23 protein-coding genes are annotated in these 24189 nt (G+C 68.9%); 9 read left to right on the top strand and 14 right to left on the bottom strand.

The window, feature by feature from the left end:
• Positions 1 to 236 precede the first annotated feature (236 nt).
• Entirely contained in the window at positions 237 to 1181 is a 945-nt protein-coding gene (locus ABD357_RS01800) for an AbfB domain-containing protein (protein ID WP_344386979.1), read from the top strand.
• Positions 1182 to 1270: 89 nt separating this feature from the next.
• Here the strand turns inward: ABD357_RS01800 and ABD357_RS01805 are convergent, their stop codons facing one another.
• The 8 genes from ABD357_RS01805 to ABD357_RS01840 all read right to left on the bottom strand — a co-directional run bounded on the left by ABD357_RS01805 (position 1271) and on the right by ABD357_RS01840 (position 7994).
• Positions 1271 to 1603, bottom strand: coding sequence for a metal-sulfur cluster assembly factor (locus ABD357_RS01805; RefSeq protein WP_344386980.1), 333 nt, complete (start codon positions 1601 to 1603; stop codon positions 1271 to 1273).
• Entirely contained in the window at positions 1600 to 2067 is a 468-nt protein-coding gene (sufU, locus tag ABD357_RS01810; protein WP_165340002.1) for a Fe-S cluster assembly sulfur transfer protein SufU, read from the bottom strand. The genes ABD357_RS01805 and sufU overlap by 4 nt, the downstream gene beginning before the upstream one ends.
• A gap of 104 nt (positions 2068 to 2171) precedes the next feature.
• Positions 2172 to 3428, bottom strand: a complete 1257-nt coding sequence (locus tag ABD357_RS01815) for a cysteine desulfurase (RefSeq protein ID WP_344386982.1) — start codon at positions 3426 to 3428, stop codon at positions 2172 to 2174.
• Positions 3425 to 4189: a Fe-S cluster assembly ATPase SufC gene (gene sufC / locus ABD357_RS01820; protein ID WP_344386983.1), complete on the bottom strand. Its 765-nt coding sequence runs from the start codon at positions 4187 to 4189 to the stop codon at positions 3425 to 3427. The genes ABD357_RS01815 and sufC overlap by 4 nt, the downstream gene beginning before the upstream one ends.
• Positions 4190 to 4196: 7 nt before the next feature.
• Positions 4197 to 4514 (bottom strand): non-heme iron oxygenase ferredoxin subunit, encoded by a 318-nt coding sequence (locus ABD357_RS01825; protein ID WP_165340025.1) that lies wholly within the window; start codon positions 4512 to 4514, stop codon positions 4197 to 4199.
• Between the two features lie 5 nt (positions 4515 to 4519).
• A complete protein-coding gene (gene sufD, locus ABD357_RS01830; protein WP_344386985.1) occupies positions 4520 to 5737 on the bottom strand; it encodes a Fe-S cluster assembly protein SufD in 1218 nt (405 codons plus the stop codon).
• A gap of 95 nt (positions 5738 to 5832) precedes the next feature.
• The gene (gene sufB / locus ABD357_RS01835; protein WP_344386986.1) at positions 5833 to 7254 is read right to left on the bottom strand and encodes a Fe-S cluster assembly protein SufB; all 1422 of its coding nucleotides are present in this window, start codon (positions 7252 to 7254) and stop codon (positions 5833 to 5835) included.
• A complete protein-coding gene (locus ABD357_RS01840) occupies positions 7251 to 7994 on the bottom strand; it encodes a helix-turn-helix transcriptional regulator (RefSeq protein ID WP_344386987.1) in 744 nt (247 codons plus the stop codon). Before ABD357_RS01840 ends, sufB begins: the two co-directional genes overlap by 4 nt.
• A 420-nt stretch (positions 7995 to 8414) precedes the next feature.
• Between ABD357_RS01840 and ABD357_RS01845 the strand changes: the two genes are divergently transcribed.
• From ABD357_RS01845 to ABD357_RS01855, 3 genes are read left to right on the top strand one after another with little or no spacing between them, the layout of a single operon-like run.
• Positions 8415 to 9338, top strand: coding sequence for an ABC transporter ATP-binding protein (locus tag ABD357_RS01845; protein WP_344386988.1), 924 nt, complete (start codon positions 8415 to 8417; stop codon positions 9336 to 9338).
• A 50-nt stretch (positions 9339 to 9388) separates the two neighbouring features.
• Positions 9389 to 10105 carry an ABC transporter permease gene (locus ABD357_RS01850; protein WP_344387041.1) on the top strand — a complete coding sequence of 239 codons (717 nt, stop codon included), beginning with the start codon at positions 9389 to 9391 and terminating at the stop codon, positions 10103 to 10105.
• A 52-nt stretch (positions 10106 to 10157) separates the two neighbouring features.
• Positions 10158 to 11168 carry a COX15/CtaA family protein gene (locus tag ABD357_RS01855; RefSeq protein WP_344386989.1) on the top strand — a complete coding sequence of 337 codons (1011 nt, stop codon included), beginning with the start codon at positions 10158 to 10160 and terminating at the stop codon, positions 11166 to 11168.
• A gap of 53 nt (positions 11169 to 11221) precedes the next feature.
• Here ABD357_RS01855 and ABD357_RS01860 read toward each other — a convergent pair whose 3' ends face one another.
• The 4 genes from ABD357_RS01860 to ABD357_RS01875 form a co-directional block, all read right to left on the bottom strand.
• Positions 11222 to 11974 (bottom strand): nucleotidyltransferase domain-containing protein, encoded by a 753-nt coding sequence (locus ABD357_RS01860; protein ID WP_344386990.1) that lies wholly within the window; start codon positions 11972 to 11974, stop codon positions 11222 to 11224.
• A 31-nt stretch (positions 11975 to 12005) separates the two neighbouring features.
• The gene (locus ABD357_RS01865; RefSeq protein WP_344386991.1) at positions 12006 to 13112 is read right to left on the bottom strand and encodes an amidohydrolase family protein; all 1107 of its coding nucleotides are present in this window, start codon (positions 13110 to 13112) and stop codon (positions 12006 to 12008) included.
• 105 nt (positions 13113 to 13217) lie between these two features.
• Positions 13218 to 13592: a hypothetical protein gene (locus ABD357_RS01870; protein ID WP_344386992.1), complete on the bottom strand. Its 375-nt coding sequence runs from the start codon at positions 13590 to 13592 to the stop codon at positions 13218 to 13220.
• A 101-nt stretch (positions 13593 to 13693) separates the two neighbouring features.
• The gene (locus tag ABD357_RS01875) at positions 13694 to 14647 is read right to left on the bottom strand and encodes a heme o synthase (RefSeq protein WP_344386993.1); all 954 of its coding nucleotides are present in this window, start codon (positions 14645 to 14647) and stop codon (positions 13694 to 13696) included.
• 376 nt (positions 14648 to 15023) lie between these two features.
• Between ABD357_RS01875 and tkt the strand changes: the two genes are divergently transcribed.
• From tkt to pgl, 5 genes are read left to right on the top strand one after another with little or no spacing between them, the layout of a single operon-like run.
• Positions 15024 to 17111: a transketolase gene (tkt, locus tag ABD357_RS01880; protein ID WP_344386994.1), complete on the top strand. Its 2088-nt coding sequence runs from the start codon at positions 15024 to 15026 to the stop codon at positions 17109 to 17111.
• Between the two features lie 34 nt (positions 17112 to 17145).
• The gene (gene tal / locus ABD357_RS01885) at positions 17146 to 18264 is read left to right on the top strand and encodes a transaldolase (protein WP_344386995.1); all 1119 of its coding nucleotides are present in this window, start codon (positions 17146 to 17148) and stop codon (positions 18262 to 18264) included.
• Between the two features lie 4 nt (positions 18265 to 18268).
• Complete coding sequence (gene zwf / locus ABD357_RS01890; RefSeq protein ID WP_344386996.1) at positions 18269 to 19807, top strand: glucose-6-phosphate dehydrogenase; 1539 nt, start codon at positions 18269 to 18271, stop codon at positions 19805 to 19807.
• A complete protein-coding gene (opcA, locus tag ABD357_RS01895; RefSeq protein ID WP_344386997.1) occupies positions 19804 to 21003 on the top strand; it encodes a glucose-6-phosphate dehydrogenase assembly protein OpcA in 1200 nt (399 codons plus the stop codon). The genes zwf and opcA overlap by 4 nt, the downstream gene beginning before the upstream one ends.
• Positions 21000 to 21785 carry a 6-phosphogluconolactonase gene (pgl, locus tag ABD357_RS01900; RefSeq protein WP_344386998.1) on the top strand — a complete coding sequence of 262 codons (786 nt, stop codon included), beginning with the start codon at positions 21000 to 21002 and terminating at the stop codon, positions 21783 to 21785. Before opcA ends, pgl begins: the two co-directional genes overlap by 4 nt.
• Before the next feature lie 118 nt (positions 21786 to 21903).
• Here the strand turns inward: pgl and ABD357_RS01905 are convergent, their stop codons facing one another.
• Together ABD357_RS01905 and ABD357_RS01910 are read right to left on the bottom strand one after the other, a co-directional pair.
• Positions 21904 to 22821, bottom strand: coding sequence for a carbohydrate ABC transporter permease (locus tag ABD357_RS01905; RefSeq protein ID WP_344386999.1), 918 nt, complete (start codon positions 22819 to 22821; stop codon positions 21904 to 21906).
• Positions 22818 to 24188 carry an ABC transporter permease subunit gene (locus ABD357_RS01910; RefSeq protein ID WP_344387000.1) on the bottom strand — a complete coding sequence of 457 codons (1371 nt, stop codon included), beginning with the start codon at positions 24186 to 24188 and terminating at the stop codon, positions 22818 to 22820. Before ABD357_RS01910 ends, ABD357_RS01905 begins: the two co-directional genes overlap by 4 nt.
• Position 24189: the final 1 nt, after the last annotated feature.

The raw sequence follows: 24189 nt of genomic DNA on the forward strand, positions 1-24189 counted from the left end.
GTGAGCGCAATTTGCTTCAGGTTATGAAATTGTTCCCTCCGGTCTTGAAACCGCTCTCTGAAACATCTGCTCAGAAGGCGCCGGGTCCACTACTGTTTCAGCGTCGCGCAGCGGAGTTACCCGGCCACAGCCGTACCTTCCGTGTCGCGACCTCCGCTTCCTCTCGTGCTTCCTCTCATGGCGAGGGCACATGACCAATCCGCGTTCGCCTCAAGGCGACGCTGGAGGAACAGCGCATGCCAGACAGCAAGCCCGGACCCGGTCCGGACCAGCCCGCACCTGAGCCGAAGGGCGCACAGAGCCGTCCCCCACGTGCCGCTGCCAAGACAGCGCATTCCCAACTCCCCACAGAACAGCCCCCGAAGGTATGGGAGACCGGCGAAGACCTCGACGGAGGCCGCATACCCGGGACGCGCCGCCTCTACCTGGCCGGCGTACTGGCCGTGGCGGTGCTGGCCTCCACGGTGACCGCGATCGCCATACTCGACCAGACCGAGGGCAAGGGGTCGCAAGAGCCGCAGACCACCTCGGCCGCGCAGCCGGTCGTCCCCGGCTACACCCCCGAAGGCCCCACCACGGAGCCCAGCGGAAAGAGCGGCCTTTCCTCACCGCAGCCGTCCCCCGAGGAGGACGCCTCCTCGGACGACAAGGATGGTCCCGACTCTTCCGAGGCCCAGCAGCGAGGCTCCGAGCCCATCCCCGAGCCGTCAAAGCCTCCCGCCTCAAGCAAGGCCCCCGCCAAGCCGCCGGCCTCCTCGCGGAAGTCGGTCCAGGCGGTCAACTACCCCGACCGCTATTGGCACTTCAGCGACGGCACCGGCCGTCTCGACCAGGTGAACTCCGGCAGCTCCGACGAGACCCGGCGGGACTCCACCTTCAAGCTCGTACCCGGCCTCGCCGACTCCCGGTGCGTGTCCTTCTCCACCAGCGACGGCAGCTACGTCCGCCACCGCGAGTTCCGCCTCCGCACGGACCGTCACGACGGCTCGGAGCTCTTCAAGAAGGACGCCACGTTCTGCCCGCGCCCGTCCTCGTACGCCGGCGCCGTGATGCTGGAGGCGGTCAACTACCCCGGCCGCTTCCTGCGCCACCGCAACTTCCAGCTCCGGCTGGATCCGTACGACCACAGCAATCTGTACCGGGCCGACTCGGCGTTCCGGCTGGTGGAGGGCTTGAGCTGAGCCGTCAGCGGCGACCGTGAAACGCGGTGCGTGACCTCAAACGTGTGGGGCCCCGGCAGTTGCCGGGGCCCACACACGTATATGCGAACTCAGACGTTGAACCCGAGCGCGCGAAGCTGCTCACGTCCGTCGTCCGTGATCTTGTCGGGGCCCCACGGCGGCATCCAGACCCAGTTGATCCTCAGCTCGCTGACGAGGCCGTCCGTGGCGGACTTGGCCTGGTCCTCGATGACGTCCGTGAGCGGACAGGCCGCCGACGTCAGGGTCATGTCGAGCGTCGCGATGTTCGCTTCGTCGATGTGGATGCCGTAGATCAGTCCGAGGTTGACGACGTCGATGCCCAACTCGGGGTCGACGACGTCGTACAGCGCCTCGCGGACCTCTTCCTCCGAGGCCGGCTTCATCTCAATGGTCTCGCTCATGCCGTTTTCCTTTCGGCGTCGGCCTCGCCCAGGGCCTGGGCCGTCGCGTCCTTCCACGCCATCCAGCTCAGCAGGGCGCACTTCACACGGGCGGGGTACTTGGACACCCCGGCGAACGCCACCGCGTCCTCCAGGACCTCCTCCATCGCGTCGTCCGGCTCGATGCGGCCCTTGGACTGCATCAGCTCCAGGAAGGTCTCCTGGATCTTCTGCGCCTCGGCGAGCTGCTTGCCGACCAGCAGTTCGTTCAGTACGGAGGCGGAGGCCTGGCTGATCGAGCAGCCCTGGCCCTCGTAGCTCACATCCGCGATCTGCGAGCCCTCGTACTTCACGCGCAGCGTGATCTCGTCACCGCACGTCGGGTTGACGTGGTGCACCTCGGCGTCGCCATCCCGCAGACCGCGCCCGTGCGGGTGCTTGTAGTGGTCCAGGATGACTTCCTGGTACATCGAATCCAGCTTCACACCCATCAACCTCGCGTCTCTGCCAAGCCTCGCATCGCGTGCTTTCTCTGCCGGGGGTCCGGGGGTCGCCCCCCGGGATAACACAGCACGACCCAGCCAGCTCCTCAGCCGAAGAAGTTCCGTACGTAGTCCAGGCCTTCCACGAGTGCGTCGATCTCACCCGGCGTGGAGTACAGATAGAACGACGCTCGCGTGGTCGCAGGAATTCCGTACCTCAGGCAGACGGGCCGGGCGCAGTGGTGGCCGACCCGGACCGCGATGCCCTGCTCGTCGAGGACCTGGCCCACGTCGTGGGGGTGGATGTCGCCGAGCGTGAAGGAGATCGCCGCGCCGCGCTCCTCGGCCGTGGTGGGGCCGATGATCCGCAGGTCGGGGACCTCCGACAGGCGCTTGACCGCGTACTCGGTCAGCGCGTGCTCGTGGGCCGCGACCTTCTCCATGCCGATGGAGGTCAGGTAGTCGATCGCCGCGCCGAGACCGACCGCCTGCGCGATCGGGGGCGTGCCGGCCTCGAACTTGTGCGGCGCCGGTGCGTACGTCGACGAGTGCATCGACACCGTCTCGATCATCTCGCCGCCGCCGAGGAACGGAGGCAGGTCCTCCAGCAGCTCCTGGCGTCCCCACAGGATGCCGACGCCCGTCGGAGCGCACATCTTGTGGCCGGTGAAGGCCACGAAGTCGGCCTGGAGAGCCTGCACGTCCAGCGGCATGTGCGGCGCGGCCTGCGAGGCGTCGATGCAGACGAGAGCGCCGACCTCCTGCGCCCGGCGGATTATCGCCTCGACCGGGTTGAAGGTGCCGAGGATGTTCGAGACCAGCACGAAGGACACGATCTTCGTCTTCTCGGTGATGATCTCGTCGATGTTCGACAGGTCGAGGCGGCCGTCGTCGGTCAGGCCGAACCACTTCAGCTTCGCGCCCGTGCGCTGCGACAGCAGCTGCCACGGAACGATGTTGGAGTGGTGCTCCATCTCCGTGATGACGATCTCGGTCTCGTGGTCGACGCGGTAGGGCTCGTCGGCCCAGCCGAGCATGTTGGCCACGAGGTTGAGCGATTCGGAGGCGTTCTTGGTGAAGATCACCTCGTCGCGGCTGGGCGCGTTGATGAACGTGGCGACCTTGTCCCGCGCGCCCTCGTACAGCGCCGTGGCCTCCTCGGCGAGCACATGCACACCGCGATGGACGTTGGCGTTGTGGCGCTCGTAGTACTCGTTCAGGGCGTCCAGTACCTGGCGCGGTTTCTGCGAGGTCGCCGCGTTGTCCAGGTACACCAGCTTCTTGCCGTCGTGGACCTGTCGGTCCAGGACGGGGAAGTCCTTGCGGATCGCCTCTGTGTCGAGGAGGCCCGGCAGCTGCGTCACGCTGATACGCCACCCTTCGTGTAAGCCTCGTAGCCCTCGGCCTCCAGCTTGTCGGCCAGCTCGGGACCGCCGGACTCGGCGATGCGGCCGCCCGCGAAGACGTGGACGTGGTCGGGCTTGACGTAGCGCAGGATGCGCGTGTAGTGCGTGATGAGCAGCGTGCCCACCTCGCCGGTCTCCCGGACGCGGTTGACGCCCTCGGAGACGACCCGGAGCGCGTCGACGTCGAGGCCGGAGTCGGTCTCGTCGAGGATCGCGATCTTCGGCTTGAGCAGCTCGAGCTGGAGGATCTCGTGGCGCTTCTTCTCACCGCCGGAGAAGCCTTCGTTCACATTGCGCTCGGCGAAGGCGGGGTCCATGTTCAGGTGCTGCATGGCCTCCTTCACCTCCTTGATCCACGTACGCAGCTTGGGGGCCTCGCCGCGGATGGCGGTGGCGGAGGTACGGAGGAAGTTGGAGACCGAGACGCCGGGGACCTCGACCGGGTACTGCATTGCGAGGAAGAGGCCGGCGCGGGCGCGCTCGTCGACGGACATCTCCAGGACGTCCTCGCCGTCGAGGGTGACGGTGCCCTCGGTGATCGTGTACTTGGGGTGACCCGCGAGCGAGTAGGCGAGAGTCGACTTGCCGGAGCCGTTCGGGCCCATGATGGCGTGCGTCTCGCCCTGCTTCACGGTGAGGTCGACGCCCTTGAGGATCTCCTTCGTGGCGTTGTCGGCCTCGACGGTGACGTGCAGGTCTCGGATTTCAAGCGTTGCCATGGGTGCCTCAGGACTCCTGGGTGAGGGAGACGAGCACATCGTCCCCTTCGATCTTTACGGGGTATACGGGAATGGGGCGGGTCGCGGGCAGAGCGTCGGGTTTCCCGGAACGCAGATCGAAACGCGAGCCGTGCAGCCAGCACTCGATGTGGCAGTCGTCCACCTCGCCCTCCGACAGCGAGACGTTCGCGTGCGAGCAGATGTCGTGGATCGCGAACACCTCGCCCTCGGTCTGCACGACGGAGACCGGCGTGCCGTCGAGTTCCACCCGCTTCGGGGTGTCCTCCTCCAGCTCGCTCAGCCCGCAGGCGCGTACGAACGCGATGGCCATCAGACCGACGCCTCCAGCTCCTCGTCGATCTTCACGAGCAGCCGCTCCTCGATGTCGTCGACGCCGATCTGCTGGACCAGCTCGGCGAAGAAGCCGCGGACGACGAGGCGGCGGGCCTCGTCGGCGGGGATGCCGCGGGCCATCAGGTAGAAGAGCTGCTCGTCGTCGAAGCGGCCGGTGGCGCTCGCGTGGCCGGCGCCGACGATTTCGCCGGTCTCGATCTCGAGGTTCGGTACGGAGTCGACCCGGGCGCCGTCGGTCAGCACGAGGTTCCGGTTCATCTCGTACGTGTCCGTGCCCTCGGCCTTGGCCTCGATCAGCACGTCACCGATCCACACCGCGTGCGCGTCGTCGCCCTGGAGCGCGCCCTTGTAGGCGACGTTCGACTTGCAGTGCGGGGTGTTGTGGTCGACGAGGAGGCGGTGCTCCTGGTGCTGGCCCGCGTCGGTGAAGTACAGGCCGAAGAGCTCGGCCTCGCCGCCGGTGCCGGCGTACTGGACGCGCGGGTGGAGGCGTACGAGATCGCCGCCGAAGGTGACCACGAACGACTTGAAGGTGGCGTCGCGGCCGATCAGCGCGTTGTGCTGGCCGACGTGCACGGCCTTGTCGTCCCAGTCCTGGACGGAGATGACGGTGAGCTTGGCGCCGTCGCCCAGGATGTAGTCGACGTTGGCGGCGAGCACCGCGTCACCGGTGTGGTCGATCACGACGACGGCCTCGGCGAAGGCGCCGAGCTCGACGACCTGGTGGCCGTAGGCGATCCCGCCCTCGCCGTGCACGGCGACACGGATCGGCTCGGTGAGCACCGTCTCCTTGGGGACGGTGATCACGCCGGCCTGCTCGAACGCCGAAAACGCCTGGGCGGCCACACGGTCCACCGGAGTGCCCGCCTTGCCGATCCGCGCGTCGTCACGGCCGACGGTCTCGACGGTGACGCCCTCGGGGGCCTGCACATCGACCTTCACACCGGTGCCGTTGGCGACGGCGGTGCCGTCGTGCAGCCCGCGCAGCCGCTCCAGCGGAGTGAACCGCCACTCCTCCTCGCGGCCGTGCGGGACCGGGAAGTCCGCCACGTCGAAGGACGGGGGCGCGCTCATGCGCGTGGCGACGGTCGACTCGGCGGCGACCGCGATCTGGCCCGCGGTGGTCGACCCCACGGGTGGGGGTCCCCCCGCCCGAGCGGGTTCGAGGGTGGGGGAGTTCTGAGCCTCAGCCATGGCTGTCGGTCTGCTCTCTTCCTACGTAATGAGTCTTCGCGCTGCTGGTGGGGGGCGGATCGGCCGCCCCCCGAGACGTCGGTACTGGAGGTCGGTCAGCCGACCGCGCCCTCCATCTGCAGCTCGATCAGCCGGTTGAGCTCAAGCGCGTACTCCATGGGCAGCTCCTTGGCGATCGGCTCGACGAAGCCGCGCACGATCATGGCCATCGCCTCGAACTCGCTCAGGCCGCGGCTCATCAGGTAGAAGAGCTGGTCCTCGGAGACCTTGGAGACGGTCGCCTCGTGGCCCATGGACACGTCGTCCTCACGGACGTCCACATACGGGTAGGTGTCGGACCGCGAGATCGTGTCGACGAGCAGTGCGTCACACAGCACGTTGGACTTCGAGCCGTGGGCGCCCTCGCCGATCTCCACCAGACCGCGGTACGACGTTCGGCCGCCGGCGCGCGCCACCGACTTGGAGACGATGTTGGAGGAGGTGTTCGGCGCCATGTGGACCATCTTGGAGCCGGCGTCCTGGTGCTGCCCCTCGCCCGCGAAGGCGATGGACAGGGTCTCGCCCTTGGCGTGCTCGCCCATCAGGTAGACGGCGGGGTACTTCATCGTCACCTTGGAGCCGATGTTGCCGTCGATCCACTCCATGGTCGCGCCCTCGTAGGCGACGGCGCGCTTGGTGACCAGGTTGTAGACGTTGTTCGACCAGTTCTGGATCGTCGTGTAGCGGCAGCGGGCGTTCTTCTTGACGATGATCTCGACGACCGCGCTGTGCAGAGAGTCGCTCTTGTAGATCGGCGCCGTGCAGCCCTCGACGTAGTGCACATAGGCGCCCTCGTCGACGATGATCAGAGTCCGCTCGAACTGGCCCATGTTCTCCGTGTTGATCCGGAAGTAGGCCTGGAGCGGGATCTCCACGTGCACGCCCTTCGGCACGTAGATGAAGGAACCGCCGGACCACACGGCGGAGTTCAGCGAGGCGAACTTGTTGTCACCGACCGGGATGACCGTCCCGAAGTACTCCTTGAAGAGCTCGGGGTGCTCCTTCAGGGCCGTGTCGGTGTCCAGGAAGATGACGCCCTGCTCCTCCAGGTCCTCGCGGATCTGGTGGTAGACGACCTCCGACTCGTACTGGGCCGCGACACCGGCGACGAGGCGCTGCTTCTCCGCCTCCGGGATGCCGAGCTTGTCGTACGTGTTCTTGATGTCCTCGGGCAGGTCCTCCCAGGACTCCGCCTGCTTCTCCGTGGAACGTACGAAGTACTTGATGTTGTCGAAGTCGATGCCCGACAGGTCCGAGCCCCAGCTGGGCATGGGCTTCTTCTCGAACAGGCGCAGGCCCTTGAGACGGAGCTTGGTCATCCACTCCGGCTCGTTCTTCTTCGCGGAGATGTCGCGTACGACATCCTCGTTCAGGCCGCGCTTGGCCGAGGCACCGGCTACGTCCGAGTCGGCCCAGCCGTATTCGTACGTGCCCAGACCCTCGAGCTCAGGGTGGGCAGTCTCCGTGGGGAGAGTCATGCGGGGTTCCTCCCGGCCGTGCTTGCAGATGCGTTATCGGTGGTCTGGTGGGTTGCCTTGGGGATGAACGTCGTGCAGACACCGTCGCCGTGGGCGATGGTGGCCAGCCGCTGGACATGCGTCCCGAGCAACTGGGAAAAGATCTCGGTCTCCGCCTCGCACAACTGGGGGAACTGCTCGGCGACATGGGCGACCGGGCAGTGGTGCTGGCAGAGCTGCTCGCCCTTGTGGGGAAGGGGAGCGCTGCGCGCCGTAGCAGCGTACCCGTCCGCGCTCAGGGCCTTGGCCAGGGCTTCGGTGCGCTTGTCGGGGGTGGCGGCCTCGATGGCCTTGCGGTACGCCCCGGCCAGTGCGGCGATCCTGGCGCGGGCGAAGGCGGCGACGGCTTCGTCACCGCCTTCACGATCGGCGATCCAGCGCAGCGCGTCGGCGGCGAGCTTGTCGTACGACTGGTCGAAGGCGTCACGGCCGCAGTCCGTCAGCGCGAAGACCTTGGCGGGCCGGCCGCGCGTACGTGCTCCATAGACGCGCTTCTCACGCGGCTCCACGACGTCGTCGGCGACCAGGGCATCGAGATGCCGGCGTACGGCCGCCTGGGTGAGGCCGAGGCGGCCGGCCAGGTCGGCCACGGTCGACGGGCCGTGGTCCAGGATGGAGCGCGCCACCCGGTTGCGCGTCGAGCGGTCCGAGCGCAACCCGGCTGCTAGTTCCTCCTGCGGAGCCTGGCCGACGTTTTTCACAACACCATTGTTGCGTAATTCCCGAGAGCGTGACAACCCGCGTCCGCGCCGCCCAGCGTGCGGTGCATCACTTAGGTATACCTAAGCCGACCTGCGGAGTTGATCTTTTGATCGATCACCCGAGCCGTGGGCACCACCGCCGCCCCGTCGTACGCGAGCACCTCAGACGGTGTCCTCGAAGGTCACCCCCGGCGTCTGCGGGAGAGGGAAGACGTCCACATCCCGCCCTGGGCGGACCATGACAACTGAAGCACCGCCAGAAGGTCGCTATCCGACGATTACGGCCGATCCACCCGAACAGCCCAGAGTGCGCGGTGGCAGGAGAGCTGTGTCACCCGGATCGGAAGGGGCCCGGAGAGGATCGCAGGGGATCGCCAACCCGCCCGTCCTGGGCATTGAGCGCGTACCTAGACTCGGGCCATGCGAAGCGACCCCGTCGTCCAGGTCCAGGCCCTGGTGAAGCGGTACCGCACGAAGACCGCGGTGGATGGCCTCGACCTGGTGGCCGGGACGGGGATCACCGCCGTACTGGGTCCCAACGGGGCGGGCAAGACGACCACGGTCGAGACCTGCGAGGGATACCGGAAGCCGAACTCGGGGACGGTACGCGTACTGGGGCTCGATCCGGTGCGCGAGGCCGCGGCTCTGCGTCCCCGGATCGGCGTGATGCTCCAGTCCGGCGGCGTCTACTCGGGCGCCCGCGCCGACGAGATGCTCCACCACATGGCCAAGCTGCACGCGCATCCGCTGGACGTGGACGCGCTGATCGACCGCCTCGGCCTCGGCAGTTGCGGCCGCACGACATACCGGCGGCTGTCCGGCGGCCAGCAGCAGCGGCTCGCGCTCGCGATGGCCGTCGTCGGCCGGCCCGAACTCGTCTTCCTGGACGAGCCGACCGCCGGACTCGATCCGCAGGCGCGCCGGGCCACCTGGGACCTCGTACGCGATCTGCGTGCGGACGGCGTCTCGGTCATCCTGACCACGCACTACATGGACGAGGCCGAGCAGCTCGCCGACGACGTGGCGATCATCGACGCGGGCCGGGTCATCGCCCAGGGCTCCCCCGAGGAGCTGTGCCGCGGCGGCGCCGAGAACACGCTCCGCTTCAGCGGGCGTCCCGGCCTCGACATAGGTTCCCTGCTCAAGGCGCTCCCGCCGGACTGCACGGCGGCCGAGCTGACGCCGGGCGCGTACCGGGTGGGCGGCAAGGTCGACCCGCAGCTCCTCGCGACCGTCACGTCCTGGTGCGCCCAGCACGGGGTGATGCCGGAGAGGATCTCGGTGGAGCGGCACACCCTTGAAGACGTGTTTCTGGAGCTGACCGGCAAGGAGCTGCGTTCGTGACCACCGCCGGTACGTACACCCCGAAGCCTGGGGCGGCCCCGCTGACCCGCATGATCGCGGCGCAGGCGGCCCTCGAGACGAAGATGCTGCTGCGCAACGGCGAGCAGTTGCTGCTGACGGTCGTCATCCCGACGCTGCTGCTCGTGCTGTTCAGCTCGGTCGACATCATCGATACGGGCGAGGGCGAGGCGGTCGACTTCCTGGCGCCCGGCATCCTCGCGCTCGCGGTGATGTCGACGGCGTTCACGGGACAGGCCATCGCCACGGGCTTCGAGCGGCGGTACGGCGTACTGAAGCGGCTCGCCGCCTCTCCGCTCCCCCGCTGGGGGCTGATGGCGGCGAAGACCCTCTCCGTACTGGTGACGGAGATCCTCCAGGTGATCCTGGTGACGGTGATCGCCTTCGCCCTCGGCTGGTCGCCCCACGGCAGCCCCCTCGCCGTCCTGCTCCTGCTCGTCCTCGGCACGGCCGCCTTCTCGGGCCTCGGCCTGCTGATGGCGGGCACGCTGAAGGCGGAGGCGACGCTGGCCGCCGCGAACCTGGTCTTCCTCCTGCTGCTCGTGGGCGGCGGGGTCGTCGTCCCGCTCGACAAGTTCCCGGACACGGCCCAGTTCCTCCTCGGCCTGCTGCCGATCTCGGCCCTCTCGGACGGGCTGAGGGACGTGCTCCAGCACGGCGCCTGGATGCCGTGGGGGGACCTCGGGATCCTGGCCGTGTGGGGAGTCGTCAGTCTCACGGCCGCCGCCCGTTTCTTCCGCTGGGAGTAGGGCGGAGTGCACGCTGCCCCCTCGTGAAGACGTGCACAAGCGGCCGCCTACCATGGTGCGCGTGCCGAATCTGACCCGCGCCGTCGCCGCCGAGGCCGTGCGCAACCCCCTCGCCTTCATCGCCGAACGCTGGACCCCGAAACCCCGGACGGTTCAGCGAGCGGCCCTCGCCGCGCTCGTCATGGCGGTGGTCATCGTGGTCACCGGCGGTGCCGTACGTCTGACCGGCTCGGGGCTCGGTTGCCCGACCTGGCCCAAATGCTCCGAGGACTCGCTGACCAACACGAGCGAGATGGGCATCCACGGGGTCATCGAGTTCGGCAACCGGATGCTGACGTACGTCCTGAGCGCGGCGGTCGGCTGGGCGATCATCGCGGCCCGCTCCGCGAAGCCGTACCGGCGCGGCCTCACCCGCCTCGGCTGGGCGCAGTTCTGGGTCGTCATGGGCAACGCGGTGCTCGGCGGCATCGTCGTCCTGGTCGGCCTCAACCCCTATACGGTCGCCGCCCACTTCCTGCTGTCCACCGCCCTGATCGCCGTCGCCACCGTCATGTGGCAGCGCACCCGGGAGGGCGACTCGGCGCCGCGTCCGCTGGCCGGCAAGTCGGTGCAGCAACTCGTGTGGGCCCTGGTCGCCGTCACGGTCCTGCTGATCGCGGTCGGCACGGTGGTCACAGGCGCGGGCCCGCACGCCGGCGACTCGAGTGAGGTCGAGCGCATCCCGCTGGACTGGGAGAACATCACCAGGCTGCATGCCGTCCTGGCCTGGATCGTGGTGACGCTGGCCTTCGCCCTGTGGTTCGTCCTGCGAGCCGTCGACGCCCCCAAGGGCCCCCTCCACCGCACCCGTGACCTCTTCCTGGTGCTCCTCAGTCAGGGCGCCATCGGGTACGTCCAGTACTTCACCGACCTTCCGGAGATTCTGGTCGGCCTCCACATGCTCGGCTCCTGCCTGGTGTGGATCGCCACGCTGAGAGTGCTGCTGTCGCTGCGGGAGCGGCACGAGGCAGTGGAGGTTCCGGAGTCGGGGCAGTCGGCGGAACGGGTCGCCACGCGCGCGTAGCTTCGAAAACGTGCTCCACGCGCGCGTGCGCCAGGCGCAGGTCCGTACGTGCGTCACGCATAGGCCCGTACGAGGCTGTCGATCGACGGCCCGAGGTAGGCCCTGGTCAGCTCGGCCCTGCGCGCGGTCCACTCCTTACTCGGCGCCGCATCATCGCCCTCGTACCGCCGCCGTCTGATGTCCTCGACCACCTCGACGGGCGCGCCGAGTCCGGGCAGGAGCTCCAGTGCCTCCCGTTTGGTGATCAGCCGCCCGTCCTTCAGGGTGACCGCGGCACGGGCGTGCGTGACGAGCCCGTAGTCCACCCAGATGTCCTGCGTCCAGTTGCTCGCCCGGTCGACCTCCCGCCGCAAGAAGTCCCGCTGGTCGCGCACGACGAACTCGGCGAGCTCGTGGTCCGGCACGGGCGGAAGCAGTCCCGTGGGCGGCTCGCCGTGCAGGACCAGCCCAAAAGTGTGCAGCTCCCGCCGTGTCACCGGCGTGACGGGGAACTTGCCCAGGTGCTCGTGTCTCCAGATGAGGTGCCGTCGCTCCGCGCCTGCCGCAGTACCGGGCGTCAGGTAGGCGCAGTGCAACTTGTCCACGAGCGCCTCGTTGCGCAGGCGTGCGTGCAGCCGCGCCACCCGCCAGACCGTTCTCGCCGTGATCGGGCCGTCCAGGACCGCGATCAGGTCCAGGTCGCTGCGGCCCTCCTGGTAGTCGCCACCGCCGAGTGAGCCGTGCGCCCATACGGCGACGGGGGCCAGGTCGCGCAGTTCGGTGAGGAAACGGTCGAGGAGCCGGTCGGTCGCGTCGCTGCGTGTCATGGCCACAGTCTGCGCACGGTGTGTGCGGAGGTCACTCCAGCCCGTACACCCGCCGCGCGTTTCCGGCCGCGATCAGACCCGCCACCCGCTGCGCGTCGGCCAGCGACCACGCCCCCTCGGCCACCCAGGTACCGAGCACCCGGGCCAGCGACTCGCGGAAGAGGCGGGCGCCGACCACATGGAGTTCGGGCAGGCCGTGGGCGCCGGAGGAGAAGAGCAGCTTGCCGAAGGGGGCGAGCTCGAGGATCTCGGAGAGTACGGCGGAAGCGCGGGCGCCCGTATGGACGAGGGAGGCGCCCAGGTCGGCGTACACATGCGGGAAGACCCCGGTCAGATGCGCCGCGTGCCGGTGGTACGGGTAGTGGTGCAGCAGGACCAGGTCGGTGCCGAGGCCGGCCGTGGCGCGGGCGAAGTCGGTGAGCAGGACGGGGTCGGTGCGGTCGATGCGCAGGTCCCCTTCCCCGAGTCCCGCGTGCAGTTGGAGGGGGCGGCCCGAGGCGACGGCGATCCACAGGAGGTGCCGTAGCAGCACCGGGTCGGACAGGGTGCCGCCGACGCGGCGTCCGGTGAGCCAGCGGCCCGCGGCTCCCCGCACTTCACCCGGGCCCGGCGGTTCGGGCGCGAGCGCCAGACCATGCCGTGCGCCCGCCACCGATGTGAACGCCACGGCGTTCGCCGCCGCCGCGTGCACCGACTCGGCGAGGTTGGCGAGAAACGACTCGACGGTTCCGGAGGTGTCGGCGACCTGCTCGGCGAGCAGTTCCAGGCGGACGATCTCGTGGGCGTCGGCGCCACCGGCCGAGGCCATCTCGCCGGGTCCTGTCAGGTCGCCCGGCAGGCCGGTGTCGACCAGATAGGTCGTGATCCCACTGCCCCGCAACAGCCTGCGCCCCGACTCCAGTACGCCCAGCTCACGGCGTCGCGCGAGATAGCGGGCCGGCGGACAGTGCGGCTCCAGACCGAGCAGGGGCGGACACCAGCGGCGTACGGCGAACCCGGTCTGGGTGTCGAAGAAGGTCGTGCCCGCAGCCGGCCGCCCCTCACCCCGGGCCAGGTGCGCCTCGAAGGTGCCCAGGCCCAGCTCTGTCCGCAGCACGCCATGGCAGTACTGGTCCACCAACGACGGCGTTTCGATCATCGGGACTCCCCCGCGAGTGGGCCCTGCCTTTACAGGTCCTAACGGGTGAGCCGGGAGTCAGGTGCTGGTTACGACCGCGGGAAGTACGAAAACTGCCGGTTGCCGTCAGTCGTTACGAGGGCCGCCCAGCTGGATCCCCGCCATCCGCGTCCACTCGTAGCGCCCCGTCTTCACCTTCGCCGCGAAGTCGCCGTCGAAGGACTCGTGGACGGTGATGCCGGACTTCTGGACCGCCTGCTCGGCCATCGCGTGGGTCGGGGCCACGAGGTCGCCCCATTCGCCGTCCTCGCCGACGAGGACGATGCGGGCGCCGCGCTGTCCCAGGTACGCGATCTGGCCCTCGGCGCCGCCGTGTGCCTTGGCGAAGGACGAGATCTGCTTGGTGAGGCGCGCCACACGACGCTCCGCCCTGGCGGCCTTCTTGCGGTCCGCGGCCTCGTCGGCCTGCTGGGTGTCTGCCGTATCTGCCGTGTCTGCCATGGTCAGGATGCTACCGACGGGTAGATCAAACGGCGACGGGCGGGGTGCGTGGCCTTGACCACGCACCCCGCCCGTCGCCGTACGAGCCGGGCGAAATGCGGCTATCGCAGGAAGGGGTCCACCGCCACTGCCACGAACAGCAGCGAGACGTAAGTGATGGACCAGTGGAAGAGGCGCATCTCTTTGAGCTTCGCGCCCACGGCCCCGTCCTTGGCGCGGGCCTGCAGCCCGTGCGCCTCCCAGAGCCAGAAGCCACCGGTCACCAGGGCGACGGCCGTGTAGAACCAGCCGGTGTAGCCCAGCGGCGTCAGCAGGAGAGAGACGGCGACCATCGCCCAGCTGTAGAGGACGATCTGCCGTGCGACGACCTTGTTGGAGGCGATGACCGGAAGCATCGGCACGCCCACGCGCGCGTAGTCGTCCCGCACCCTCATCGACAGCGGCCAGTAGTGCGGCGGCGTCCAGAAGAACATGACGAGGAAGAGGATGACCGGGGCCCAGGACAGGGAGTTGGTGACGGAGGACCAGCCGATGAGGACGGGCAGACAGCCGGCGATGCCGCCCCAGACGATGTTCTGCGACGTACGCCTCTTGAGGATCATCGTGTAGACGACGACGTAGAAGAGGAGGGCCCCCAGCGAGAGCCAGGCGGACAGCCAGTTGACGGTCAGGCCGAACAGCAGGGTCGAGGCGACGGCGAGCGTGACACCGAAGACCAGGCACTCGCGAGGGCTGACCATGCCGGTGACCAGTGGGCGCTGCGAGGTGCGCGCCATGAGGGCGTCGATGTCACGGTCGATGTACATGTTCAGCGCGTTGGCGCCGCCCGCGGAGAGGTAGCCGCCGACGCAGGTGAGGAGGACCAGCTGGAGGTCGGGCACGCCCTGCTGGGCGAGGAACATCACCGGCACGGTGGTGATCAGCAGCAGCTCGATGATCCGCGGCTTGGTAAGAGCGATGAACGCCTTGATGCGGGCCCCGAACGGCCGGTGCTTCGTGCTCTGACTCGTCCCGAGCACACCCGCAGGACGGGATTCAACGGCCGTCACGTACACCCCTACAGAGACATCCCAGCGAGCCCCGAGTGTGAACTCCGGGTAAAGGCCCGCGCGTACCACGCCACTGTAGACGTTGCCCAGACCCCGCTCTTCGCGGGGGTCGGGTCGTGTTGGAGAGGGCGCCGGGAAGGCTTCGGCATCCCTTGATTCGGCTTGATTGAGCGCTCGGAACACCGGCTGCGTATTCACGTTCATTCCCCGCCCCGCCGCGGAACGCGCCGGTCAGGGAGGCAGCGCCGGAACACTCCCGGCACTGTGGAATGACTCGAAAAAATGCGTGTTCTTACGGGGGTAGGCTCGACAACGGCCGGTGGGCGCGCATGTGCACCGGCATTCGACATGTGGAACATGTGGAGAGGAGCCCTGACTCAGGGTGAGCACCAAGCCGACCACCACAGACCTCGAGTGGACCGAATTGGACCAGCGAGCCGTCGACACGGCCCGCATCCTGGCCGCCGATGCCGTACAGAAGGTCGGCAACGGCCATCCGGGTACGGCGATGAGCCTGGCACCCGCCGCGTACACCCTCTTCCAGAAGGTGATGCGGCATGACCCGGCGGACCCGGACTGGACAGGACGGGACCGTTTCGTCCTCTCCGCCGGCCATTCCTCCCTGACCCTCTACACCCAGCTGTACCTCGCCGGATTCGGCCTGGAGCTGGACGACCTGAAGGCCTTCAGGACGTGGGGGTCGAAGACCCCGGGCCACCCCGAGTACGGGCACACGGCCGGTGTGGAGACAACGACGGGCCCGCTCGGCCAGGGCGTCGCCAACGCGGTGGGCATGGCGATGGCCGCCCGCTACGAGCGCGGCCTGTTCGACCCGGAGGCCGCCCCCGGCACCTCCCCGTTCGACCACTACATCTACGCGATCGCCGGTGACGGCTGCCTCCAGGAGGGCATCTCCGCCGAGGCCTCGTCGCTGGCCGGCCACCAGAAGCTGGGCAACCTGGTCCTGCTGTGGGACGACAACCACATCTCGATCGAGGGCGACACCGAGGCGGCCGTCTCCGAGGACACGGCTCTGCGGTACGAGGCGTACGGCTGGCATGTGCAGCGCGTGCAGCCGAAGGAGAACGGCGACCTCGACCCGGCCGCGCTGTACGAGGCGATCCAGAAGGCCAAGGCCGTCACCGACAAGCCGTCCTTCATCGCGATGCGCTCGATCATCGCCTGGCCGGCCCCGAACGCGCAGAACACCGAGGCCGCGCACGGCTCGGCGCTCGGCGACGACGAGGTCGCGGCCACCAAGCGCGTCCTCGGCTTCGACCCGGAGAAGTCCTTCGAGGTCGCCGACGAGGTCATCACGCACACCCGCTCGCTGGGCGACCGGGGCCGTGAGGCCCGCGCCGAGTGGGAGAAGTCACTCGCCGCCTGGCGTACGGCCAACCCGCAGCGGGCCGCCGAGTTCGACCGCGTCAACGCGGGCGAGCTGCCCGAGGGCTGGGAGTCGCACCTCCCCGTCTTCGAGCCGGGCAAGGGCGTCGCCACGCGTGCCGCCTCCGGCAAGGTGCTCCAGGCGCTCGGCGCGGTCATCCCCGAACTGTGGGGCGGCTCCGCCGACTTGGCGGGCTCGAACAACACCACGATCGACAAGACGAGTTCGTTCCTGCCGCAGGGCAACCCGCTCGCCGAGGCCGATCCGTACGGCCGCACGATCCACTTCGGCATCCGCGAGCACGCCATGGCCGCGGAGATGAACGGCATCGCGCTGCACGGCAACACCCGTATCTACGGCGGCACGTTCCTGGTGTTCTCCGACTACATGCGCAACGCGGTGCGCCTGTCGGCCCTGATGCACCTGCCGGTGACGTACGTATGGACGCACGACTCCATCGGTCTCGGCGAGGACGGCCCCACCCACCAGCCGATCGAGCACCTCGCCTCACTGCGCGCGATCCCGGGCCTGAACATCGTCCGCCCGGCCGACGCCAACGAGACCGCCATCGCCTGGCGCGAGATCCTCAAGCGCTACACCAAGGAGTTCGGCAAGGGCGCCCCGCACGGTCTCGCGCTGACCCGCCAGGGCGTGCCGACGTACGAGCCCAACGAAGGTGCGGCGAAGGGCGGTTACGTGCTCTTCGACGCAGAGGGTGGCGAGCCGCAGGCCGTCCTCATCGCGACCGGTTCCGAGGTGCATGTCGCCGTCGAGGCGCGCGAGCAGCTGCAGGCCGCCGGGGTGCCGACGCGGGTGGTGTCCATGCCGTCCGTGGAGTGGTTCGAGGAGCAGGACCAGGGGTACCGGGACAGCGTCCTGCCGCCGTCCGTCAAGGCGCGTGTCGCGGTCGAGGCCGGTGTCGGTCTGACCTGGCACAAGTACGTGGGGGACGCCGGACGCATCGTTTCCCTGGAGCACTTCGGTGCTTCGGCCGACGGCAAGGTCCTCTTCCGCGAGTTCGGCTTCACTGCCGAGAACATCGCCTCCGCCGCCCGGGAATCGATCGCCGCAGCCCAGCGCTGACGCTGACATACGACACGTAGGAGATGCATTTTCCATGACAGACGCACTGAAGCGCCTCTCCGAAGAAGGCGTGGCGATCTGGCTGGACGACCTGTCGCGCAAGCGGATCACGTCCGGCAACCTCGCCGAGCTGATCGACCAGCAGCACGTCGTGGGCGTCACGACCAATCCGTCGATCTTCCAGAAGGCGATCTCGAGCGGTGACGGATACGAGCAGCAGGTCGCCGACCTCGCCGCCCGTGAGGTCACCGTCGAAGAGGCCATCCGCATGATCACGACGGCGGACGTCCGCGACGCCGCCGACATCCTGCGCCCGGTATTCGACGCCACCGGTGGCCAGGACGGCCGGGTCTCGATCGAGGTCGACCCGCGCCTCGCGCACAACACGCGGGCGACGGTCGCCGAGGCCAAGCAGCTCGCCTGGCTGGTGGACCGCCCGAACACGCTCATCAAGATCCCGGCCACCCGGGCGGGCCTCCCGGCGATCACCGAGACGATCGGCAACGGCATCAGTGTGAACGTCACGCTGATCTTCTCGCTGGAGCGCTACCGCGAGGTCATGGACGCGTACGTGAGCGGTCTGGAGAAGGCCAAGGCCAAGGGCCTGGACCTGTCCAAGATCCACTCCGTGGCGTCCTTCTTCGTGTCCCGCGTGGACACCGAGATCGACAAGCGGATCGACGCCATGGGCACTGACGAGGCCAAGGCCGCCCGCGGCAAGGCGGGTGTCGCCAACGCGCGGCTCGCCTACCAGGCGTATGAGGAGGTCTTCTCCTCGGACCGCTGGGCCGCCCTCGACAAGGCACAGGCCAACAAGCAGCGTCCGCTGTGGGCCTCGACCGGCGTCAAGGACAAGGCGTACAAGGACACCCTGTACGTCGACGAGCTGGTCGCGCCGAACACGGTGAACACCATGCCGGAGGCCACGCTCTTCGCCACCGAGGAGCACGGCGAGATCACCGGCAACACCATCGCGGGTACGTACGAGCAGGCCCGCGCCGACCTCGACGCGCTCGAGAAGATCGGCATCTCGTACGACGAGGTCGTCCAGCTGCTGGAGGACGAGGGCGTCGAGAAGTTCGAGGCGTCCTGGAACGACCTGCTCAAGTCGACCGAGGCGGAGCTCAAGCGCCTCGCCCCCTCGGAGGGCTGAGACCTTGACTCCTTCTCCCGGCACCGGAGCGAATCCGCTTCGTGACGCCGCAGACCGACGGCTCCCGCGTATCGCGGGGCCGTCGGGCCTCGTCATCTTCGGCGTCACGGGCGATTTGTCCCGCAAGAAGCTGATGCCCGCTGTCTACGACCTCGCCAACCGCGGCCTGCTGCCGCCGGGTTTCTCACTCGTCGGCTTTGCCCGCCGCGAGTGGGCGGACGAGGACTTCGCGCAGGAGGTCCACGACGCGGTCAAGGAGCACGCCCGTACCCCCTTCCGTGAGGAGGTCTGGCAGCAGCTCATCCAGGGCATGCGGTTCGTCCAGGGCACCTTCGACGACGACGACGCCTTCGAGAACCTGAAGGCGACGATCGAGGACCTGGACAAGGCGCAGGGCACGGGCGGCAACTTCGCCTTCTATCTGTCCGTACCGCCGAAGTTCTTCCCCAAGGTCGTGCAGCAGCTGAAGAGGCACGGCCTGGCCGACCAGAAGGACGGCTCCTGGCGGCGCGCGGTCATCGAGAAGCCGTTCGGCCACGACCTGAAGTCGGCCGAGGAGCTCAACCGGATCGTGCACGAGGTCTTCTCCCCCGACCAGGTCTTCCGGATCGACCACTACCTGGGCAAGGAGACCGTCCAGAACATCCTGGCGCTGCGCTTCGCCAACCAGATGTTCGAGCCGATCTGGACCCGTTCGTTCGTCGACCACGTCCAGATCACGATGGCCGAGGACATCGGCATCGGTGGCCGCGCCGGCTACTACGACGGAATCGGCGCCGCCCGCGACGTCATCCAGAACCATCTGCTCCAGCTGCTCGCGCTGACCGCGATGGAGGAGCCGGCCTCCTTCGACGCGGACGCGCTGGCCGCCGAGAAGACCAAGGTGCTGGGTGCGGTGAAGCTGCCCAAGGACCTCGGCCGCAACACGGTGTTCGCGCAGTACGCGGCGGGCTGGCAGGGCGGCGAGAAGGTCATCGGCTACCTCGAAGAGGACGGCATCGACCCCAAGTCGAAGACCGACACCTACGCGGCCGTCAAGCTGGAGGTGGACAACCGGCGTTGGGCGGGCGTCCCCTTCTACCTGCGCACGGGCAAGCGCCTGGGCCGACGCGTCACGGAGATCGCGGTCGTCTTCCAGCGCGCCCCGCACTCCCCCTTCGACCACACGGCGACGGAGGAGCTGGGCCAGAACGCACTGGTCATCCGCGTCCAGCCGGACGAGGGCGTCACGGTCCGCTTCGGCTCCAAGGTGCCCGGCACCTCCATGGAGGTCCGGGACGTGTCGATGGACTTCGCGTACGGCGAGTCCTTCACGGAGTCCAGTCCGGAGGCGTACGAGCGGCTGATCCTCGACGTCCTGCTCGGCGACGCGAACCTCTTCCCGCGTACCGAGGAGGTCGAGCTGTCCTGGGAGATCCTCGACCCGATCGAGGAGTACTGGGAGAAGCACGGCAAGCCCGCGCAGTACGCGTCGGGCACCTGGGGCCCGGCCGAGGCGGACGAAATGCTCGAACGAGATGGACGGAGCTGGCGCCGGCCATGAAAATCGACCTCACAGACACCACTGCCAGCAAGATCAACAAGGCGCTGGTGCAGGGCCGCCGGGCCATCGGCACACCCGCCGTCGGCATGGTACTCACCCTCGTCATCGTCACCGACGAGGAGAACGCCTACGACGCGCTGAAGGCCGCCAGCGAGGCGTCCCGCGAACACCCCTCGCGCACCTTGGTGGTCATCAAGCGCATCTCCCGCTCCCCCCGCGACCGCACCACCTCGCGGCTCGACGCCGAGGTACGGGTCGGTGCGGACGCGGGAACCGGCGAGACGGTGATACTGCGGCTGTACGGCGAAGTGGTCGACCACGCTCAGTCGGTGGTCCTCCCCCTGCTGCTGCCGGACGCGCCGGTCGTCGTCTGGTGGCCGGTGAACGCGCCGCTCGACCCGGCCCAGGACCCGCTGGGCGCCCTGGCGCAGCGCCGCGTCACCGACACCTACGCCGCCGAGCAGCCCGTACGGGAACTCGGCGCCCGTGCCGACGCCTACACCCCCGGCGACACGGACCTGTCGTGGACCCGCATCACGCCCTGGCGTTCGATGCTGGCCGCGGCTCTGGACCAGGTCACCTGCGAGGTCACCTCGGTCGAGGTGGAAGGCGAGGAGTTCAACCCGAGTTGCGAGCTGCTCGCGATGTGGCTCGCGGACCGGCTCGACGTCCCCGTCAAGCGATCGCTGTCCTCCGGGCCAGGTCTCACCTCCGTCCGGATGGCCACCAGCTCAGGACCGATCGTCCTGGACCGCGCCGACGGTTCCCTGGCGACGCTGTCCATCCAGGGCCAGCCCGACCGGGCGGTGGCACTGAACCGCCGCGACACGGCCGAGCTGATAGCTGAGGAGCTGCGGCGGCTGGACCCGGACGACACATACGCGTCGGCGCTGCGGTTCGGCGTGGAGCGGCTGGGCAGCGGGGGCTTCAAGTCCGGTTCGCTCGCGGGGGGTTCGGCGGGCGGATGGGCTGAGGGCTCCGGGGGCACGGCTGCTACGGCGGCGGGGTCCCGAGCTGCGGCTTTCCGGGCCGGGGTCTCCGGAGCGGGTGCTTCCGAGGCTGGGGCTTCTGACGCCGGGGCTTCCGCTGCCGCTGCAGAGGAACCGGCTGAGGCGTCCGCCAAGGAGCCGGCGAAGGAGGCCGACAAGGCTACGGCCACCCCTGCCGACCTGGCCAAGAGGGTGGCGTCCAAGTGAGCACCGCGCCGCAGCTCGTCGTCCACCACGACAAGGAACTGATGGCCCAGGCCGCCGCGGCCCGGCTCATCACGAAGATCGTGGACGCGCAGGCCTCCCGGGGCTACGCCTCGGTGGTACTCACGGGCGGGCGCAACGGCAACGGCCTCCTCGCGGCGCTGAGTTCGGCTCCCGCGCGGGATGCCGTCGACTGGGGCCGCCTGGACCTGTGGTGGGGTGACGAGCGGTTCCTTCCCGAGGGCGACCCGGACCGCAATGTCACCCAGGCCCGCGGGGCGCTCCTCGACTCCGTACCGCTGGATCCGCACCGCGTGCACGCCATGCCCGCTTCGGACGGCCCGTACGGCAAGGACGCCGACGCGGCGGCGGAGGCGTACGCCGGCGAGCTGGCCAAGGCCTCGGGCCCCGAGAACCATGGCAGCGTCCCCACCTTCGACGTCCTGATGCTGGGCGTCGGCCCGGACACGCACGTGGCGTCGCTCTTCCCGGAGCTGCCCGCCGTACGGGAGACCGAGCGCATGGTGGTCGGCGTACACGGCGCGCCCAAGCCCCCGCCGACCCGTATCACGCTGACCCTGCCCGCGATCCGGGCGGCTCGCGAGGTGTGGCTGCTGGCCGCGGGCGAGGACAAGGCGAAGGCAGCGGCGATCGCGCTCTCGGGAGCGGGCGAGATCCAGGCCCCGGCAGCGGGCGCGTACGGCCGCTCCCGCACGCTGTGGCTCCTGGACGCGGCGGCGGCCTCACAGCTGCCGAGGGACCTTTATCCGCCGGCTTCGCCCTGACCGACTGAGCGGATACGACGGCGCCCCGCCACCAGGAGCAACTTGGTGACGGGGCGTACGCGTATCAGGAGGACGTACGTGTATCAGGAGGACGACACAGCCGGATGACGGTCGCCGTTCATTTGACCGACCCCGCCATCACCCCTTGCACGAAGTGCCGCTGAAAGGCGAAGAAAACGACCACGGGCACGACGAGGGACAGGAACGCCCCCGGTGCCAGCACATCGATGTTGCTCCCGAACTGCCGTATCTGCGACTGGAGTGCCACGGTGAGCGGCTGCGAGGACGTGCCGGCGAACAACAGCGCCACCAGCATGTCGTTCCACACCCACAGGAACTGGAAGATCGCCAGACTGGCGAGGGCCGGTCGCCCCACCGGCAGCACGAGCCGGGTGAAGATCCGCCACTCACTTCCGCCGTCCATGCGGGCCGCCTCCAGCATCTCCCGCGGTATCTCCGCGAAGTAGTTGCGCAGCAGGAAGACGGCGAACGGCAGCCCGTAGGCGACATGGAAGAGCACGACGCCGGGAATCGTGCCGAACAACCCCAGCTGGCCGAAGAGTTTGGCCACCGGCAGCAGTCCGATCTGCACCGGCACCACCAGCAGCGCCACCACGAGCAGGAACAGTGGCTCACGGCCGGGGAAGTCCAGCCAGGCGAAGGCGTATCCGGCGAGCGCCGCGATCACGACGACCAGCACGGTGGTCGGCACCGAGATCAGTACGGTGTTCCAGAAGGCCTGCGTCATGCCGGAGTTGGCGAGGAGCGCGGAGTAGTTCTCGAAGGACAGCTGCCCGGGGCTGGTCAGCGACGTCCACCAGCCTCCGCTCGCGTTTTCCTGAGCGGAGCGAAGCGAGGAGAGGAAGAGCCCGGCGAGCGGCGTGAGCCAGACCAGGCCGACGACCACGAGAAACGCCTGGATCAGACTGCTGCCGAGCCAGCGCCCGAGCCGGCCCCTGGACCGCCGCGGCCCGGATGCGGCGACGGGCGCCGGACCTTTCGCCATGGTCCGGCGGTCGGTTGCGGTGACGGTCATGACTGGCTCCTGCGGAAGCGGCGGACGTTGAAGACCATGGCGGGGATCACCATCAGCAGGAGCAGCACACCGAGCGCGCTACCCAGGCCCTGGTTGTTGCCGCCGCCGAAGGACACCAGCCACATCTGCGTGGCCAGTACGGTGGCGTCCTCCTGCACGGGCCCCGGCGCGATGATGTAGACGAGGTCGAAGACCTTCATCACGTTGATCACCAGGGTCACGAAGACCACGGTCAGCACAGGCGCGAGCAGCGGCACGGTGATCCGCCGGAACACCTGCCACTCATTGGCGCCGTCCATCCGGGCCGCCTCCAGGGTGTCGCGCGGCAGCGTGGCGAGCCCGGCGCCGATCAGCACCATGGCGAAACCGGTCCAGATCCATAGATAGGCGCCGATGATGGCCGGGGTGACCAGGGCCGGGCCGAGCCAGGAGACACCTTCGTAGGGCGGGGCGAAGTTCTCCGCGGGCAGCCGCAGCGTGTACGAGCCGGCGTCGAGTCCCTGGAAGCGGAAGGAACCGTCGGCCCCGGTCGTGGCGGTGGCCACGGTCTGTCCGTCGCGCACCGCCTCGACCCGCATCTTCGGCAGCCCGCTCTCGGCCTTGTCGGCCTTGCCCTGCTCCCCGCCCCCGCCAGGCGTGAAGTCCAGGTAGACGACACCGCGCAGCTCGTCCCCGGCCGCCTTCTGCGCGGCTGCCGCGTATGCGGGCTCCGCGTTCGCAGGCAGTTCCTTGGGCGGTACGCCGACCAGTCCGAGGCCGACCGTCCGGCCGGGCGACGCCACAGCGGTCGTACGGTACGAGCCGTCCGCGCCCTTGGTCAGGCCCTGTCCGTCGCGGGCACGGGCGGTCGGGTACGAGGAGGTGCCCTTGAAGGCGTCGTGCACCCCGACCACGGCGGCGTTCAGCACGCCCTTGTCGGGGTCCTCGTCGTACGCGAGCCGGAAGATGATGCCCGCGGCCAGGAAGGAGACCGCCATGGGCATGAACAGCAGCAGCTTGAATGCCGTTGCCCAGCGGATCTTCTCGACCAGGACGGCGAGGATCAGCCCGAGCCCGGTGAGCAGCACGGGGGCGACGACCACCCACACGGTGGTGTTGCGGATGGCCTTGAGCGTCGCCGGGTCGCGGAACATCTCGGCGTAGTTCTCGCCGCCGACGAACCGGGTGCCGGAGGCGTCGAAGAAGCTCCGGCCGACCGAGAACAGCACGGGGTAGACGACGAGGGCGCCGAGCAGGACCAGCGCGGGGAGGACGAAGGCCACGGCGATGACCCGGGTACGCCGCCGGGCGCGGCGCCTGCCGTCGGCAGACCCGGGTGGCCGGGCACTCGGGGCCGTGCCGGGTGCGGTGGTGACAGCGGTGGTCATG

The organism is Streptomyces vastus (assembly GCF_039532825.1).
GTDB classification, from domain to species: Bacteria; Actinomycetota; Actinomycetes; order Streptomycetales; family Streptomycetaceae; genus Streptomyces; species Streptomyces vastus.